Source organism: Pseudomonas sp. P9_31 (genome assembly GCF_034008235.1).
In the GTDB taxonomy this organism is placed as follows: Bacteria; Pseudomonadota; Gammaproteobacteria; order Pseudomonadales; family Pseudomonadaceae; genus Aquipseudomonas.
On the sequence record NZ_CP125375.1, the window covers coordinates 4,202,701 to 4,219,551 of the forward strand.

At 59.1% G+C, this 16,851-nt stretch carries 15 protein-coding genes; 4 read left to right on the plus strand and 11 right to left on the minus strand.

The genetic code is table 11. The features are described 5' to 3' along the window. Positions 1 to 9 precede the first annotated feature (9 nt). On the minus strand, positions 10 to 1,011 hold the full coding sequence (nagZ, locus tag QMK51_RS18750; protein ID WP_320394538.1) for a beta-N-acetylhexosaminidase: 1,002 nt from the start codon (positions 1,009 to 1,011) through the stop codon (positions 10 to 12). A 167-nt stretch (positions 1,012 to 1,178) separates the two neighbouring features. Continuing rightward, a complete protein-coding gene (locus QMK51_RS18755) occupies positions 1,179 to 1,886 on the minus strand; it encodes a TetR/AcrR family transcriptional regulator (protein ID WP_320391212.1) in 708 nt (235 codons plus the stop codon). A gap of 229 nt (positions 1,887 to 2,115) precedes the next feature. Between QMK51_RS18755 and lexA the strand changes: the two genes are divergently transcribed. Both lexA and sulA read left to right on the plus strand, forming a co-directional pair. Next, the gene (lexA, locus tag QMK51_RS18760; RefSeq protein ID WP_007933171.1) at positions 2,116 to 2,724 is read left to right on the plus strand and encodes a transcriptional repressor LexA; all 609 of its coding nucleotides are present in this window, start codon (positions 2,116 to 2,118) and stop codon (positions 2,722 to 2,724) included. 10 nt (positions 2,725 to 2,734) lie between these two features. Then, entirely contained in the window at positions 2,735 to 3,208 is a 474-nt protein-coding gene (gene sulA, locus QMK51_RS18765) for an SOS-induced cell division inhibitor SulA (RefSeq protein ID WP_258696721.1), read from the plus strand. Between the two features lie 93 nt (positions 3,209 to 3,301). Here sulA and QMK51_RS18770 read toward each other — a convergent pair whose 3' ends face one another. The 7 genes from QMK51_RS18770 to QMK51_RS18800 all read right to left on the minus strand — a co-directional run bounded on the left by QMK51_RS18770 (position 3,302) and on the right by QMK51_RS18800 (position 11,752). Continuing rightward, complete coding sequence (locus tag QMK51_RS18770) at positions 3,302 to 3,535, minus strand: hypothetical protein (protein ID WP_007933173.1); 234 nt, start codon at positions 3,533 to 3,535, stop codon at positions 3,302 to 3,304. A gap of 141 nt (positions 3,536 to 3,676) precedes the next feature. Then, positions 3,677 to 4,201, minus strand: coding sequence for a DUF6586 family protein (locus QMK51_RS18775; RefSeq protein WP_320391213.1), 525 nt, complete (start codon positions 4,199 to 4,201; stop codon positions 3,677 to 3,679). Positions 4,202 to 4,342: 141 nt separating this feature from the next. Further along, the gene (topA, locus tag QMK51_RS18780; protein WP_320391214.1) at positions 4,343 to 6,970 is read right to left on the minus strand and encodes a type I DNA topoisomerase; all 2,628 of its coding nucleotides are present in this window, start codon (positions 6,968 to 6,970) and stop codon (positions 4,343 to 4,345) included. Positions 6,971 to 7,084: 114 nt separating this feature from the next. Next, a complete protein-coding gene (locus tag QMK51_RS18785) occupies positions 7,085 to 7,321 on the minus strand; it encodes a DUF1653 domain-containing protein (protein ID WP_057715655.1) in 237 nt (78 codons plus the stop codon). Positions 7,322 to 7,419: 98 nt separating this feature from the next. Further along, positions 7,420 to 8,595 (minus strand): acetyl-CoA C-acyltransferase FadA, encoded by a 1,176-nt coding sequence (gene fadA, locus QMK51_RS18790; protein WP_007933190.1) that lies wholly within the window; start codon positions 8,593 to 8,595, stop codon positions 7,420 to 7,422. Between the two features lie 30 nt (positions 8,596 to 8,625). Then, a complete protein-coding gene (fadB, locus tag QMK51_RS18795) occupies positions 8,626 to 10,773 on the minus strand; it encodes a fatty acid oxidation complex subunit alpha FadB (RefSeq protein WP_320391215.1) in 2,148 nt (715 codons plus the stop codon). Between the two features lie 541 nt (positions 10,774 to 11,314). Next, positions 11,315 to 11,752 carry a hypothetical protein gene (locus tag QMK51_RS18800; protein WP_258696725.1) on the minus strand — a complete coding sequence of 146 codons (438 nt, stop codon included), beginning with the start codon at positions 11,750 to 11,752 and terminating at the stop codon, positions 11,315 to 11,317. 104 nt (positions 11,753 to 11,856) lie between these two features. Between QMK51_RS18800 and QMK51_RS18805 the strand changes: the two genes are divergently transcribed. Then, the gene (locus QMK51_RS18805) at positions 11,857 to 12,294 is read left to right on the plus strand and encodes a universal stress protein (RefSeq protein ID WP_123359995.1); all 438 of its coding nucleotides are present in this window, start codon (positions 11,857 to 11,859) and stop codon (positions 12,292 to 12,294) included. Between the two features lie 128 nt (positions 12,295 to 12,422). Here QMK51_RS18805 and QMK51_RS18810 read toward each other — a convergent pair whose 3' ends face one another. Beyond that, complete coding sequence (locus QMK51_RS18810; protein ID WP_320391216.1) at positions 12,423 to 14,345, minus strand: ATP-binding cassette domain-containing protein; 1,923 nt, start codon at positions 14,343 to 14,345, stop codon at positions 12,423 to 12,425. A 212-nt stretch (positions 14,346 to 14,557) separates the two neighbouring features. Between QMK51_RS18810 and QMK51_RS18815 the strand changes: the two genes are divergently transcribed. Then, positions 14,558 to 16,486: a transglycosylase SLT domain-containing protein gene (locus QMK51_RS18815; protein ID WP_320391217.1), complete on the plus strand. Its 1,929-nt coding sequence runs from the start codon at positions 14,558 to 14,560 to the stop codon at positions 16,484 to 16,486. A 118-nt stretch (positions 16,487 to 16,604) separates the two neighbouring features. Here QMK51_RS18815 and QMK51_RS18820 read toward each other — a convergent pair whose 3' ends face one another. Further along, entirely contained in the window at positions 16,605 to 16,772 is a 168-nt protein-coding gene (locus QMK51_RS18820; RefSeq protein ID WP_413817495.1) for a Fic family protein, read from the minus strand. Positions 16,773 to 16,851: the final 79 nt, after the last annotated feature.

Consider the following 16,851-nt stretch of genomic DNA (forward strand, 5'->3'; position numbering starts at 1 on the left):
GAAAAGTCCTTAATCAATCAATTGAGCTTCTTTGAGCGCGCCGACGGCCGTCAGCCAGCGCGGATCTTGACGGTATTCGGTGTTGGCATACGCCTGCCCACGCATCCGCGCAATACGACGCGCCGAAGGTTTGACTTTCAAACGCTGGGCGGCGCTCAAGGCCAGCTCGGCGGCCGCGCGGTCGTTGCACACCAGGCCCATGTCACAACCGGCGGTCAATGCCGCTTCGATGCGACTGGCAGCATCGCCCACCACATGTGCACCGGCCATCGACAGGTCGTCACTGAAGATCACGCCATCGAATTGCAACTCGCCGCGCAGGATGTCCTGTAACCAGCGGCGGGAGAAACCAGCGGGCTGGGAATCGACCTGTGGATAAATAACGTGGGCCGGCATGACGGCGGCCAGTTGCTTGCTCAATCGCGCGAACGGCACCAGATCGTTGGCACGGATCTCATCGAGGCTGCGCTCGTCGTTGGGAATCGCAACATGGGAGTCGGCCTCGGCCCAGCCATGACCGGGGAAATGCTTGCCGGTGGCGGCCATCCCGGCGCTGTTCATGCCGCGGATGAATGCACCGGCGAGCAAGGCGGCGCGTTCGGGATCACCCTCGAACGAACGGGTTCCGACCACCGCGCTGCGCTGGTAATCCAGGTCCAGCACCGGGGCGAAGCTCAGGTCGAGACCGACCGCCAGCACTTCGGTCGCCATGATCCACCCGCACTGTTCGGCCAGGTATTCGGCATTCGGGTTGTCGGCGATGGCGCGCATGGCTGGCAACCGCACGAAGCCCTGACGCAGCCGCTGAACCCGACCACCCTCCTGATCCACCGCCAGCAGCAGATCGGGACGAATGGCGCGGATCGCAGCGCTCAACTCGCGCACCTGACGCGGGTGTTCGATGTTGCGGGCAAAAATGATCAGACCGCCCACTTCAGGTTGACGCAACAATTGGCGATCTTCAGACGTCAGCCAGGTACCGGCGACGTCCACCATCAACGAGCCTTGCAGGCCAGCAGTCATAGAAATTCCTTGATTACGATAAACCCGGCTCGCACGAATTCGCCGCCATGGGCTGAGCCCGGCAGGTCGGCGATATCAATGAGGGGGTTCAGAACGAGAGTCGGCATGGGCGGCTAGCTTAGCGGATGTCAGCTGCCGCGCCCACCCGTGTGCGGTTAAACCTTGGCGGCCACCGGGGCCGATTTGCTGCGCGGACGCAACTGTGCAGTGGCCAAGGCGGTGTCGGTGACGCCGGTTTCGGCACGCATGCCCGCGGCCAGGAACGGCACCATCAGACGCATCACTTGCTCGATGGAGGTGTTGACGCCGAAATCGGTCTCGGCAATCGCGCGCAAGGCCTTGATCCCCGACATGCTGAACGCCGCGGCACCGAGCATGAAGTGCACGCGCCAGAACAATTCGATCGGTGGAATGCGCGGTGCAGCCTCGTTGACCAGCATCATGTAGCGGCGGAAAACCTTGCCGTACATGTCTTCCAGATAACGACGCAAGTGCCCTTGGCTCTGACTGAAGGCCAGCCCCAGCAAACGCATGAAAATGGACAGGTCGTTGCCACTGCGTGGCTGCACCACCAGGGCTTGCTCGACGAGGATCTCCAGCAGCTCTTCAAGGGTCGGTTTGTTCTCGGGCTTGGCCGAACGGCGCTCCAGCTCTTTATCGAGACTGAGGCAGAACGGCCCGAGAAAACGCGAGAAGACCGCCTGAATCAGCGCCTTCTTCGATCCGAAGTGATAATTCACCGCAGCCAGATTGACACCGGCCTTGCTGGTGATCAGACGCAATGAGGTTTCAGCGAAACCTTTTTCCGCGAACAGCTGCTCGGCAGCATCGAGAATGCGTTCAACGGTTTCCGACTGGGCCATGGCTACTCCGCCTGACAAACACTTGTTTGAAACATACGTTTCAGCCCAGGCCTTGTCAAGTCTGGCGGTTCGTTTTTGGAATGGTCGGTCAGTTATTTAACCATACAACAGTGGCGCTTCAATCAGCGAGCAGAATGACCGTCCAGCGGCCGGTAAAAAAAGGGGCATTGCCAAGACTGGTTCACTGTATATAATCCCAGTCACTGTATAAAAAAACAGAGCGATCAATATGCTAAAGCTGACGCCACGCCAAGCAGAGATTCTGGCCTTCATCAAACGCTGTCTCGAAGACAACGGCTACCCGCCGACCCGCGCGGAAATCGCTCAGGAACTGGGCTTCAAGTCGCCCAACGCGGCGGAAGAACACCTCAAGGCACTGGCCCGCAAGGGGGCGATCGAAATGACCCCCGGCGCCTCCCGCGGCATTCGCATCCCAGGCTTCGAAGCCAAGGCCGACGAGTCCACGCTGCCGATCATCGGCCGAGTGGCAGCAGGTGCTCCGATCCTGGCCCAACAGCACATCGAAGAATCCTGCAACATCAACCCTTCGTTCTTCCACCCTCGTGCCGACTATCTGCTGCGGGTCCATGGCATGAGCATGAAGGATGTCGGCATTTTCGATGGCGACCTGCTGGCCGTCCATACGACCCGTGAAGCCCGCAATGGCCAGATCGTGGTGGCACGGATCGGTGACGAAGTGACCGTCAAGCGCTTCAAGCGCGACGGCAGCAAGGTCTGGTTGATTGCCGAAAACCCTGAATTCGCCCCTATCGAAGTCAACCTGAAAGATCAGGAACTGGTCATCGAAGGCTTGAGTGTCGGCGTGATTCGCCGCTAAAGGAGGCTTTATGCAGTTCCCACACACCTCACAGCAAGCCCAACTGCCGTTGTTCGAGGCGTTCATGGCGCAGCCGCTGGCGCCAATCCTGAAAGACGTGGTCGAGTCGCCCTGGAGCACCGAGCCCGAAGTCTTCAGCGAACTATCACTGCGCGGCGCGGCCGGGAACTGCCTGAACCTTCTGGCACCGATTCTCAGGGAACTGAGCCAGGATCAGGATGCACGCTGGCTGACACTGATCGCCCCGCCCGCCAGCCTGACCCAGGCCTGGTTACGGGACGCTGGCCTGAACCGTGAACGCATTCTGCTGCTGCAACCACGCGGCGCACAGAGCGCTCAGCAGTTGACCTGTGAAGCCTTGCGACTTGGCCGCAGCCATACGGTTGTCAGCTGGCTAAATCCGTTGAGTACTTCGTCGCGGCAACAGTTGATCAGCGCTGCCCGTACCGGGGATGCGCAAAGCCTGAATATTCGACTGGGTTAACTGATAAACACTGCGCGCTGAATAGCGCGGGGCTTCTCCATGGATATAGAGAAGCCAATCTGTAGAGGTATCGGCAGAATCCGACGGGCGGGATCAATGAAGAACCCGTGGCCCCTCTTCCTTATCAAATTCGCCTTCAACCAGGCGTCCTGCCATCTGAACACCGACGCTCAACATCGCCTTGGCGACTTCCACGTGCTGGCCTTGCAGGAAAGCCTTGGCATCCTCGGAGAAATCCAAAGTAACCAGAGAACCCTCGTCCTCAGCCCTGCGCAGCTCGATTCGGCCGTCTGGTAACTCGACAATTTCTAGAAAGGACGTTGGCATAAAGGTCTGTTCTCCACGAAAGGCGGAGATTATATAGGCATCGGCCAAGCTTCGCTCGGGATCTTGACCAGATGCCATCACGAAGAGAAATTTCTGACAACACCCTTCCTTGAGTCGGCCATTCGCCAAACACTCAATCTTTCAGCACTCGTTTAACCCTTCGCGAAACCTAATCGCCAAGCCTTTCAGGTTCTGACGCCAGCTCTCCAGCTCCTCCCGGCTCAGCTCCTCAGGCGCCTCTTCTTCATCCAGATTGACGGCCAGAATGAGCGGCTGTGTCACATCGCCCTTGGGCTTGTGCGGAGTGCGAGGTGGCTGAAACAGCGCAGCATGAGCCGACAGCAGTTTGGCCAGCCAGGTCTCAGGGTTTTGCGCCAGCTCGACCATCTCCGCCATTTCCGGAATAGCGATGGTTTCGAGCACTTCGCGGGCCAGCAGCGTCTCTGCCCTAGGCGCATTGGCCTGAGGCAAGCGATAGAAACCGGCGATTTCATGACACAACCCCAGCAGCGCACCATACAGGTGAAACAACGCTGACTCGCGCCCGGCCTGAATCAGCGCCAGGGAGTTCATCGCCCGCCCCTCTTCAGCCCTGGCAAGCGCTTCCAGCGACAGGCCGGCGAAATAAATCTTCTGATTGGTACGGGTATAGAGTTCGTGGGCCATGACGGCAGCCTCCACAACGAAATAATTGCTTCACGCAGGTCAGACAGTGTCGTGGATCACCCAAGCTCACCGCAAGCCCAAAACAAAAAGGCCGCATGAAAACCCGAGGGTTGTCATGCGGCCTTTTGTGTACAGCGGCTTTTAAGCCTTGGCTGCTGGACGCTTGTCTTCAACCGTCCACTTGCCGCCGTCGTAATACGCCTTCCAGCCAGTCGGTTTACCGTCGACCTCAGTCTGCACGTACTGCTCTTTGGTCTTGCGGCTGTAACGGATCACTGCAGGAAGGCCGTCGGGATCTTTCTTCGGTGCTTCGCAAAGGAAGTGGTACTTCGGATCGATCTCATCCTTGTGCGGCACGATCTCCACGACCAATGGAGCACGGGTCTCGCGGTTTTTCGGGAATTGGCTGGCCGCCAGGAACAGGCCGGAAGCACCGTCGCGCAGGATGTAGGTGTCGTTGACCTTTTCGCATTTGAGCTCAGGCATCTTCACCGGGTCCATCTTTGGCGGCGCCGCGTCACCGCTTTTCAGCAGCTTGCGGGTGTTCTTGCACGTCGCGTTGGTGCAACCGAAGAATTTGCCGAAACGGCCGGTCTTGAGCTGCATCTCGCTACCGCACTTGTCGCACTCCAGGCTCGGACCTTCATAGCCCTTGATGCGGTAAGTGCCCTCTTCGATTTCGTAGCCAGCGCAATCCGGGTTGTTACCGCAGATGTGCAGCTTGCGCTTCTCGTCGAGCAGGTAAGCATCCATCGCCGTGCTGCAGATCGGGCAGCGATGCTTGCCACGCAGGACCAGCGACTCGGACTCACCCTCGTCGTCCGCGGCGATTTCATCGCCCGGCACCAGGTTGACGGTGGCTTTACAGCGCTCTTTCGGCGGCAGGCTGTAGCCCGAGCAGCCGAGGAACACGCCCGTCGAGGCAGTACGAATCTGCATCGGACGACCGCACACCACGCATGGAATACCAGTCATCACCGGCTGGTTGGCGCGCATGCCGCCTTCGGCGCTTTCGGCCACTTCGAGTTTCTTCTTGAAGTCGCCGTAGAACTCGTCGAGCACGTTTTTCCAGTCGCGCTCGCCCTGGGCCACATCATCGAGATTCTCTTCCATGCCGGCGGTGAAGCCGTAGTCCATGAGATTGGAGAAGCTCTCGGCCAGACGCTCGGTGACGATGTCGCCCATCTTTTCCGAATAGAAACGACGGTTGTGCAGCGCCACGTAACCGCGGTCCTGGATGGTCGAAATGATCGCCGCGTAGGTCGAAGGACGACCGATGCCGCGTTTTTCCATTTCCTTTACCAGGCTCGCTTCCGAGTAACGCGCCGGCGGCTTGGTGAAGTGCTGGGTCGGATCAAGCTTGATCAGCTTCATCGCGTCGCCCTGGGCCATGTCCGGCAACACGTCGTCATCACCAGGCTTGGTGATTTGCGGCATGACGCGGGTGTAACCGTCGAACTTCAGGATGCGGCCCTTGGCGCGCAACTCGAAGTCACCGGCACCAACGGTAACCGTGGTTGACAGGTATTGGGCCGGCAGCATCTGGCACGCCAGGAACTGGCGCCAGATCAGCTCGTAAAGCCGCTCGGCATCACGCTCCATGCCCGACAGCTTGCTTGGCTCGGTATTGGCATCAGACGGACGAATCGCTTCGTGAGCCTCTTGTGCGCCTTCTTTGCTGCTGTAGACGTTCGGGGTTTCCGGCAGGTACTTCTTGCCGAATTCGCCTTCAATATAAGTACGCGCCATCGTCACGGCATCGGCCGAGAGGTTGGTGGAGTCGGTACGCATATAAGTGATGTAGCCGGCTTCGTACAGACGCTGGGCCATCATCATGGTTTTCTTCACACCGAAGCCCAGGCGGTTGCTCGCGGCCTGTTGCAGGGTAGAAGTGATGAACGGTGCCGACGGTTTGCTGCTGGTCGGTTTGTCCTCGCGCTTGACGATGCTGTAGCTGGAAGCCTTGAGCTTCTCCAGCGCGGCCATGGCCTGGGCTTCGTTGAGCGGCTTGAAGGCCTCGCCTTTCTCGCGAGCCACATCGAAGCGCACGGTCGCGCCCTTGGCGGTGCCGAGGTCAGCATGAACTTCCCAGTACTCTTCCGGGTTGAACGCGCGGATTTCACGCTCACGCTCGACCACCAGCTTCACGGCAACCGATTGCACGCGACCGGCGGACAGACCACGAGCGACCTTGGCCCACAACAGCGGCGAAACCATGTAACCCACCACGCGGTCGAGGAAGCGACGCGCCTGCTGAGCGTTTACGCGATCGATGTCCAGCTCGCCCGGCTGGGAGAAAGCTTCCTGGATCGCTTTTTTGGTGATTTCGTTGAACACCACACGCTTGTAGCGGCTGTCGTCACCACCGATGGCTTCGCGCAGGTGCCAGGCAATGGCTTCCCCCTCGCGGTCCAAGTCGGTTGCGAGATAGATGGTGTCAGCATCTTTGGCGAGCCGGCGCAGCTCTTCGATAACCTTTTCCTTGCCCGGGAGGATCTCGTACTTGGCTTTCCAGCCATGATCGGGATCGACCCCCATGCGCGAGACCAGCTGCTTGCGCGCTTTCTCCTTCGGCGTGAGCACCGGACCTTCACCTGCGGCGGCCTTGCCACGCTTGGCGGCAGGCTCTTTGCTGGCGCTAGCCGAACCGCTGGTGGGCAGGTCTCGGATATGGCCGATACTCGACTTCACCACGTATTGGTTACCCAGATACTTGTTGATGGTCTTGGCCTTAGCCGGGGATTCCACAATGACCAGCGATTTGCCCATGGATCAGAAAATTCCTGAATTCTAAAAGTGAAAGGCGGTTGGCGCCTGACGCGGCACCGCTATATATAGTGGCTACAAGGTGAGGTCAAGCGCAGGGTTCTGCGCGCACTCCCCTTATGGCTGCGGAAAAACGCTCGGTTCGGCTTGCACCAAAGCAAAGCGTGGCACCTGTTCGCCGTCAACCTCGACCGACTCCAGGAACATGCTCAAGGGACGCACCCAAAAGCCGTAATCGCCATACAGGGCTTGGTAGAAGACCACTTCTTCTTCGGTCTCCGAATGCCGCGCAACACTGAAGACGCGGTACTGCGGACCTTTGTAATGCTGGTAGAGCCCAGGTTGTATCGGCATGCTTTGGCCCTCACTCAAATCTTTTTAAAATAAAAACAAAATAAATCCGGAAAAACAAAAACCGGGGCACTTGGCCCCGGCTTCCATCAACGAAACGCTTAAACGCGTTCGAAGACGGTGGAGATGCCTTGGCCGAGACCAATGCACATGGTAGCCACCCCGAAGGTGCCGCCATTCTGCTTCATCACGTTCAGCAAGGTGCCCGAAATACGTGCACCGGAGCAACCGAACGGGTGACCCAGGGCGATCGCGCCGCCGTGCAGGTTAACCTTCTCGTTCATCTTGTCGAGCACTTTCAAATCTTTCAGCACTGGCAGGGCCTGTGCGGCGAAAGCTTCGTTGAGCTCGAAGAAGTCGATATCGTTGATGCCAAGGCCCGCGCGCTTCAATGCTTTCTGCGTTGCCGGTACTGGACCATAGCCCATGATCGCCGGGTCCACACCTGCTACTGCCATCGAGCGAATCACCGCCAGCGGCTGGATGCCCAGGTCCTGGGCACGCTGTGCCGACATCACGATCATGCACGAAGCACCGTCGGTGATCTGCGACGAAGTACCGGCGGTCACGGTGCCGCCCTTCGGGTTAAACGCTGGCTTCAGAGCCGCCAGGCTTTCCAGGGTGGTTTCCGGACGAATGGTTTCGTCGTAGTCGAACAGCTTCAGGAAACCGTTCTCGTCGTAGCCCTGCATCGGGATGATTTCGTCCTTGAACTTGCCTTCCACGGTCGCCTTGTGGGCGAGTTGGTGGGAACGCACGCCAAAGGCGTCCTGCTGCTCGCGAGTAATGCCGTGCATTTTGCCGAGCATTTCCGCGGTCAGGCCCATCATGCCCGAGGCTTTCGCCGCGTACAGGGACATGTGCGGGTTCGGATCGACACCGTGCATCATGCTCACATGGCCCATATGCTCGACGCCGCCGACGACGAAAACGTCACCGTTGCCGGTCATGATCGCTTGCGCGGCAGTGTGCAGCGCACTCATGGACGAGCCACACAGACGACTGACGGTCTGGCCGGCCGAGGTGTGCGGGATCTGCGTCATCAGGGACGCCATGCGGGCGATGTTCCAGCCCTGCTCCAGGGTCTGGTTCACACAACCCCAGATCACGTCTTCGACTTCGCTCGGGTCGACCTTGACGTTGCGTTCCAGCAGTTTGCTGATCAGGTGCGCCGACATGTCTTCGGCGCGGGTGTTGCGGTGCATGCCGCCCTTGGAGCGGCCCATCGGCGTACGACCGAAGTCGACAATCACGACGTCTCTAGGATTCAAGCTCATATACGTTCACTCTCGCTCTAGTGTGGGCGCTTAACCGAAGAAGCTCTGACCGTTTTTGGCCATTTCACGCAGCTTCGCGGTCGGGTGGTACAGCGCGCCCAAATCAGCGTACTGGTCAGCCAGGGCAACGAACTCTGCAACACCGATCGAGTCGATGTAACGCAGCGCACCGCCACGGAATGGAGGGAAACCAATACCGTAGACCAGACCCATGTCGGCTTCGGCGGCGGTATCGACAATGCCGTCTTCCAGGCAGCGCACGGTTTCCAGGCACAGCGGGATCATCATCCAGTTGATGATGTCTTCGTCAGTGACTTCGAGCTGTTGGAAAACGATCGGCTTGAGCACTTCCAGCACCGACGAATCGGCGACTTTCTTCTGCTTGCCGCGCTTGTCGGTTTCGTAGGCATAGAAACCCTTGCCGTTCTTCTGGCCCAGGCGCTTGGCTTCATAGAGCACGTCGACGGCCGAACGACGGTCGTCCTTCATGCGATCCGGGAAGCCTTCAGCCATAACGTCACGACCGTGGTGACCGGTGTCGATGCCGACCACGTCCATCAGGTATGCCGGGCCCATTGGCCAGCCGAATTTCTCCATGACCTTGTCGATACGGACGAAGTCCACGCCGGCGCTGACCAGTTTGGCGAAACCACCGAAGTACGGGAACAGCACGCGGTTGACCAAAAAGCCCGGGCAGTCGTTGACGACAATCGGGTTCTTGCCCATTTTCTTGGCGTAGGCAACGGTGGTGGCAACGGCCACTTCGCTGGACTTCTCGCCACGGATCACTTCAACCAGCGGCATCATGTGCACCGGGTTGAAGAAGTGCATGCCGACGAAGTTTTCCGGACGCTTGAGGGCTTTGGCCAGCAAGGTGATGGAAATGGTCGAAGTGTTGGACGCGAGGATGGTGTCCTCTTTGACCTTGCCTTCGACTTCGGCCAGAACGGCCTGCTTGACCTTCGGGTTCTCGACAACGGCTTCGACGACCAAGTCGACGTGACCGAAATCGCCGTAAGACAGGGTCGGACGAATACCGTTGAGCACTTCGGCCATCTTCGCCGCAGTCATGCGACCTTTATCAACGCGGCCCACCAGCAGTTTGGCGGCTTCGGCCAGACCTTGCTCGATACCGTGCTCGTTGATGTCTTTCATCAGGATCGGCGTGCCTTTGGAGGCCGACTGATAAGCGATACCGCCCCCCATGATGCCGGCGCCCAATACGGCGGCCTGCTTCACTTCCTTGGCGATTTCGTCGTAGGCCTTGGCCTTTTTCTTCAGCTCCTGATCGTTCAGGAACAGACCGATCAAGCTCTGCGCGGCAGAGGTCTTGGCCAGTTTGACGAAACCGGCGGCTTCGACTTCCAGCGCCTTGTCGCGCCCGAAGTTCGCAGCTTTCTGGATGGTCTTGATCGCTTCGACCGGTGCCGGGTAGTTCGGGCCCGCTTGGCCGGCCACGAAACCTTTGGCGGTTTCAAACGACATCATTTGTTCGATGGCGTTGAGTTTGAGTTTTTCGAGCTTCGGCTGACGCTTGGCCTTGTAGTCAAATTCACCGGAGATGGCGCTCTTGATCAGGTTCAGCGCCGCTTCCTGCAACTTCTGCGAGTCGACCACAGCGTCGACGGCACCGACTTTCAACGCGTCTTCAGCGCGGTTTTCCTTACCGGCAGCAATCCACTCGATGGCATTGTCGGCACCAATGATGCGCGGCAAACGCACAGTACCGCCAAAGCCTGGGTAGATGCCCAGTTTGACTTCCGGCAGACCGATTTTGGCGGTGCTGGCCATGACGCGGAAATCCGCCGCCAGGCACATTTCCAGACCGCCGCCCAGTGCGATGCCATTGATCGCGGCGACAGTCGGGACATTGAGGTCTTCAAAATCGCTGAAAATCTTGTTGGCTTCGAGGTTGCCAGCAACAAGCTCGGCATCCGGCAGCTTGAAGTTGTCGACGAATTCGGTGATGTCGGCGCCGACGATGAATACGTCCTTGCCACTGCTGACGATCACACCCTTGATCGAAGCATCTGCCTTGATGGTGTCTACAGCCTGACGCAGTTCGTTCAGGGTAAGACGGTTGAACTTGTTGACGGACTCACCCTTGAGGTCGAATTTCAATTCGACGATGCCACTTTCAAGAGCCTTAACCGTGATGGCTTTACCTTCGTAAATCATCAACTGATCTCCACGATATGGAAGCTGAACAGTACACGTCGGACGCAGGCGACTGGCTCGGCAGGGACGTTTATCGTCGATGCTAACGCCAATTCACCCGGCACACCCGCCAACGCGATAGTCGGGATTCTGTAGGAGCGGTGTGTAATACAAACGCTCAATTCATACGCCCGTTTGATTTGGGTACGTCACCTTCACGGAATTTCTGACAATTGTCAATCGCCCAAAACACTGGTTGAAACGCGACTTTCCGGTCACTTCCGTACCACGAAGACCTGCAACACGCGGATGCCCGCGAGGCCATTCATAGAATCAATAGTTAGAAAAGTCGCCCTAATTACCGGCGGCCTGTGTTTAACAAGCTACGCTGGCGGGACTCTGAAGAAAAATTTGAACGCTTTTGGCGAATGCCCAGCGTAAGATCAGTGCCACAAAGAATTACCGGCCTGCCTGGCCAACCCCAGCCCGATGATGATGTCGGGCTTTTTATTGCCTCTGTAGCAGCTGCCGAGCCTGCGAGGCAGCGGCTACAGATCGGGTTTCAGGCGAGTGCTTTGAGCGTGGCGTCGATCTGTTGCAGAACCTCGGCCTCACCCTTCTCGCCCCAATACAGGGCAATCATTTGCTTGTCCGCCTCGATCTTGTAGACGTTGGCAGGCAATTTTTCGAAATGATTCAGCAGCGCTCCATCCTCGCAGACCTCCTGCCACTGATTGACCCACACCCCCGGCGCTTTCTGCCAATAGCTCCAGCACGCCGGCTGAGTGCCACGGCGCGGCCGATGGTACTGGGCGCAAGGGCTCGGCGGCTCCTGGCTCAGCCAGTGCGGCCACTCTTGGGGCGCCAGTTGCATGGCAAGGCCAATGCGCCGCGCCTCCATGCGCAGGGCCATGCGCCCGCTCTGGCCACGAGACGGACGCAACCAGGCCAGTGGGCTCAGCACCACCAACAGGATTGACACCACTATCCAGACCGTCATATCTGTACTCCCGATTCTTGATGAGCCCATTGAGTCACTCTGAAACCAATGCGCTTGAAACCAGCCATACTTACCAATATTGCAATCCTCAGGAGGAGCACCTCATGCCCTACCACCATATTCTGGTCGCTGTAGATCTAACCGAAGAGTGCGATCCTGTAATCCACCGCGCTCGCGAACTCTCGGTGAGCAATGGCGCGAAGCTGTCCCTGGTGCATATTGTCGAGCCGATGGCCATGGCCTTTGGCGGCGACGTGCCGATGGACCTTTCCCAGTTGCAACAACAACAGTTCGATCAGGCCAAGGAGCGCCTTGAGCGGTTGATCCTGAAATACCCGGAGCTCTCCAAGGAATACAGCCACTTGACCTATGGTCAGCCGCGCCAGGAGATTCACCACCTTGCCAAGGAACAAACCTGCGACCTGATCGTGGTGGGCAGTCATGGTCGGCATGGTCTGGCGCTGTTGCTGGGCTCCACCGCCAACGACGTACTGCACGGCGCGCCTTGCGACGTACTCGCGGTGCGCCTGATCAAAAGCTGACAACCCATACCCTGTGGGAGCGAGCCTGCTCGCTCCCACAGGGGATCTAACGCAGCCAACAGATCGAACTCCATACGAAAAGCCCGGCGCTCATCACTGAACGCCGGGCTTTTTTATAGCCGGATCAATCAGGCATCCAGTTCGGCCCAGCGCTCGACCATCACGTCGAGTTCAGCCTGCAATTGCTCGAGCTGAGCGATCACCGCAGCCGTCTCGGCAGGTGGACGCTGATAGAAGCCGGCATCCGCCATCTGCGCTTCAACCAGCGCGATCTGCTGCTCCATGGCTTCGATCTGGCCTGGCAAGGCTTCCAGCTCACGCTGCAACTTGTAGCTGAGCTTCTTTTTCGCCACCGGCGCCGGGGCTTCCACCGCAGCGACTGGCGCAGGTTCGGCCGTCACGACGGCAGAGTTCAGGTCGGCCTTGCCGGATTTGCTCTCGGTCACGCCCAGCAGGCGCGGCGAGCCGCCCTGACGCAGCCAGTCCTGATAACCACCGACGTATTCGCGAACCTTGCCTTCACCTTCGAAGACCAGGGTGCTGGTGACCACGTTGTCGAGGAATGCCCGGTCGTGGCTGACCATCAGCACGGTGCCATTGAAGGTCAGCAAGACCTCTTCCAGCAGCTCAAGGGTTTCCACGTCCAGGTCGTTGGTCGGTTCGTCGAGCACCAGCAGGTTCGCCGGCTTGCTGAACAGTTTGGCCAGCAACAGCCGGGCACGCTCACCACCGGACAGCGCCTTGACCGGCGTACGGGCACGCTGCGGGCTGAACAGGAAGTCGCCGAGGTAGCTCAGCACATGGCGGCTCTGACCATCGATGTCGATGAAGTCACGGCCTTCGGCCACGTTGTCGATCACGGTCTTTTCCAGGTCCAGCTGATGGCGCAACTGGTCGAAGTAGGCCACGTCGATGCGCGTCCCCTCTTCCACTGTGCCGCTGGTCGGTTGCAGACCGCTGAGCATCAGCTTCAACAGCGTGGTCTTGCCGGTACCGTTGGCGCCGAGCAGACCGATGCGGTCGCCGCGCTGCAGGACCATCGAGAAATCCTTGATCAGGAACGGACCGCCCGGGTGAGCGAAACTCACGTTCTCGAGCACCATCACCTGCTTGCCGGACTTGTCGGCGGTATCCAGCTGGATGTTGGCCTTGCCGGTACGCTCACGACGCTCGCTACGCTCGACGCGCAGGGCTTTGAGTGCACGGACACGGCCTTCGTTACGGGTGCGACGCGCCTTGATGCCCTGGCGGATCCAGACTTCTTCCTGGGCCAGTTTCTTGTCGAACAGCGCGTTGGCGGTTTCTTCAGCGGCCAGTGTGGCTTCTTTGTGCACGAGGAAGCTGGCGTAATCGCCGTTCCAGTCGATCAAGCCGCCGCGATCCAGTTCCAGGATGCGGGTCGCAAGGTTCTGCAGGAATGAACGGTCGTGCGTGATGAACAGCACAGCGCCCTGGAAATCCTTCAGCGCTTCTTCGAGCCAGGCGATGGCACCGATGTCCAGGTGGTTGGTCGGTTCGTCGAGCAGCAGCAGGTCCGGTTCGGAAACCAGAGCCTGGGCCAGCAGGACGCGGCGACGCCAGCCGCCGGACAATTCGGCGAGGGTTTTGTCGGCCGGCAGTTGCAAGCGGCTCAACGTGCTGTCGACCAGTTGCTGCAAACGCCAGCCATCGCGGGCTTCGAGGTCGTGCTGGACGTGCATCAGTTTGTCCAGATCGGCGTCGGTAACGATGTTCTGGCTCAGGTGGTGATACTGCGCGAGCAGCTCGCCAACACCGTCCAGGCCTTCGGCAACCACGTCGAACACGGTCCGCTCGTCGGCTACCGGCAATTCTTGCGGCAATTCGCCGATCTTGAGACCAGGCGCACGCCAAACGGAGCCGTCATCAGGCTTCTGGTCGCCTTTGACGAGCTTCATCATGCTGGACTTGCCAGTGCCATTGCGGCCGATGATGCACACCCGCTCACCACGGGCGATCTGCCAGGACACCTTGTCCAACAACGGCATAGCGCCGAAAGCAAGGGACACATCGCTGAATTTGAGCAGGGTCATGAGCTTCTCCAAAAACCGGGCGCGCATTCTACCTGACTTGAGGCTTCAGAAGGCCGGCAATTTCGCTGTGACAACACTCTGACTAATAATTGTTGCGAACTTGTGCCGCTAGCCCGGCAAAGCTTTCACCGGGTGCTGGCAAAAGGCTAAGCTACAGATATCAAGTGCCGGCGTTGCCGGCACATGTCACGATTTCTCTGCCCGGACGTACCATGCGCAGTCGCCTTTTCAATCTTTTTTCATGTTTGCTTCTTACCGCCGCTGCCGTTCAATCCGCCCAGGCGGTAGACCTGTCTACCCAACGCCAGTATTACGACGAAGCCAAGCGTGCCTTGGCCAAGGGCGATTCCGGCCCTTATTTCCGTTATAGCCAGGCGCTCAGCGATTATCCGCTGACCCCCTATCTGGCTTATGACGAACTGACCGCGCGGCTGAAAACCGCGAGCAATGCCGAAATCGAGAACTTCCTCGCCGAACACGGTGACCTGCCGCAAGCCAACTGGATGAAATTGCGCTGGCTGCGCTGGCTGACCGAACGCGGCGATTGGGCGACCTTCGTCAAATATTATGATCCCAAGCTCAATTTCACCGAACTGGACTGCCTGAACGCGCAGTATCAGATCAGCCATAACCGCAAGGCTGAAGGCTACGTCAACGCCGAAAAGCTCTGGCTGAGCGGCAAAACCCAGCCCGAGGCATGCGATGCAGTGTTCGGCATGTGGGCCGCCGATGGTCAACTGACTGAACAGAAACGCTGGGAACGCACCAAACTCGCCGCCCACGCCCGCAACTACCCGCTGGCCAACAGCCTGATCAATGGCCTGACAACCCTCGCCCCGCGCGGTCGTCTGCTGGTGGATGTGGCGCAGAAACCCGAGCTGCTGAATCAGCCGTCGCGCTTCATCCCGGCCGATGAGCCGATGTCCGACATCGTCAGCCTTGGCCTGCGCCGCCTGGCTCGTCAGGATCCGGACAAGGCCATGGCCCTGCTCGACGGTTATGCCAGCAGCATGCACTTCTCCCGTGACGAAAAAGTCGCGATCGCCCGGGAAATCGGCCTGACCCTGGCTCGACGTTTCGACAGCCGCGCGCTGGACGTGATGACCAAATACGACCCGGAACTGCGGGACAACACCGTTTCCGAATGGCGCTTGCGCCTGCTGTTGCGTCTGGCCCGTTGGGACGACGCCTATCAGTTGACCCGCCGCCTGCCTCAGGACCTGGCCACCACCAACCGCTGGCGTTACTGGCAGGCTCGCACCCTGGAGTTGGCGCAACCACAGAATCCGCAAGCGCAGACGCTTTACAAGAACCTGGCTCACGAGCGCGACTTCTACGGTTTCCTGGCGGCCGATCGCTCACAGTCATCCTATTCGCTGAACAACAAACCGCTGGTGCTCAGCCAAGCGCTGATCAACAAGGTTCGCAATACCCCAGGTGTGCGCCGCGCGCTGGAGTTCCATGCCCGCGGGCAGATCGTCGACGGCCGCCGCGAGTGGTACCACGTCAGCCGGCACTTCAGCCGTGATGAAATGGTCGCCCAGGCGAAACTGGCCTACGACCTGAAATGGTATTTCCCGGCGATCCGCACCATCAGTCAGGCGCAGTACTGGGACGATCTGGACATCCGCTTCCCGATGGCCCACCGCGAAACCCTGGTGCGCGAAGCCAAGGTCCGTGGACTGCACTCGAGCTGGGTATTCGCCATCACCCGCCAGGAAAGTGCCTTCATGGACGACGCCCGCTCCGGCGTCGGCGCCAGCGGCCTGATGCAACTGATGCCCGTCACCGCCAAGGAAACCGCGCGCAAGTTCAGCATTCCGCTGGCCTCGCCGCAGCAGGTGCTGGATCCGGACAAGAACATCCAGCTCGGTGCCGCTTACCTGAGCCAGGTGCACAGCCAGTTCAACGGCAACCGCGTCCTTGCCTCCGCCGCTTACAACGCCGGCCCCGGCCGCGTGCGTCAATGGCTGCGCGGTGCCGATCACCTGAGCTTCGATGTGTGGGTAGAAAGCATCCCGTTCGACGAAACCCGCCAGTATGTGCAGAACGTGCTGTCGTACTCGGTGATCTACGGCCAGAAACTCAATTCACCGCAGCCGCTGGTGGATTGGCATGAGCGCTACTTTGACGATCAATAACCGGTAAGGCCGGTTATGCAGGAGCTTGCCGAAGGCTGCGCTCTTTGCTTTGAGACGTAAACGAAAATGCCCGCATCAATTGATGCGGGCATTTTTTTGTGTCCATCCAGTTCAATCTTCACCGCGTCGCGGTCTGCTTGCCAAGTTCGGTCAAACGATACCTTTGAGCCGGACTATTGGGCGAATCGGGATTCGTCATTTCAATCAAATTGGCGGCCAGTGCCGGTTTGAGATAGTTAGCTCGGAAGGTCGCCTGCTGCCGATCTCTTATCTTAAATGGAGCCAAACGGCTGAGGCCATCGGAGATCTTCGGGGGCTGCCGGGTTTCCTATGTTGCCCCGGTCTTGCACACCTGCGCACAGCCG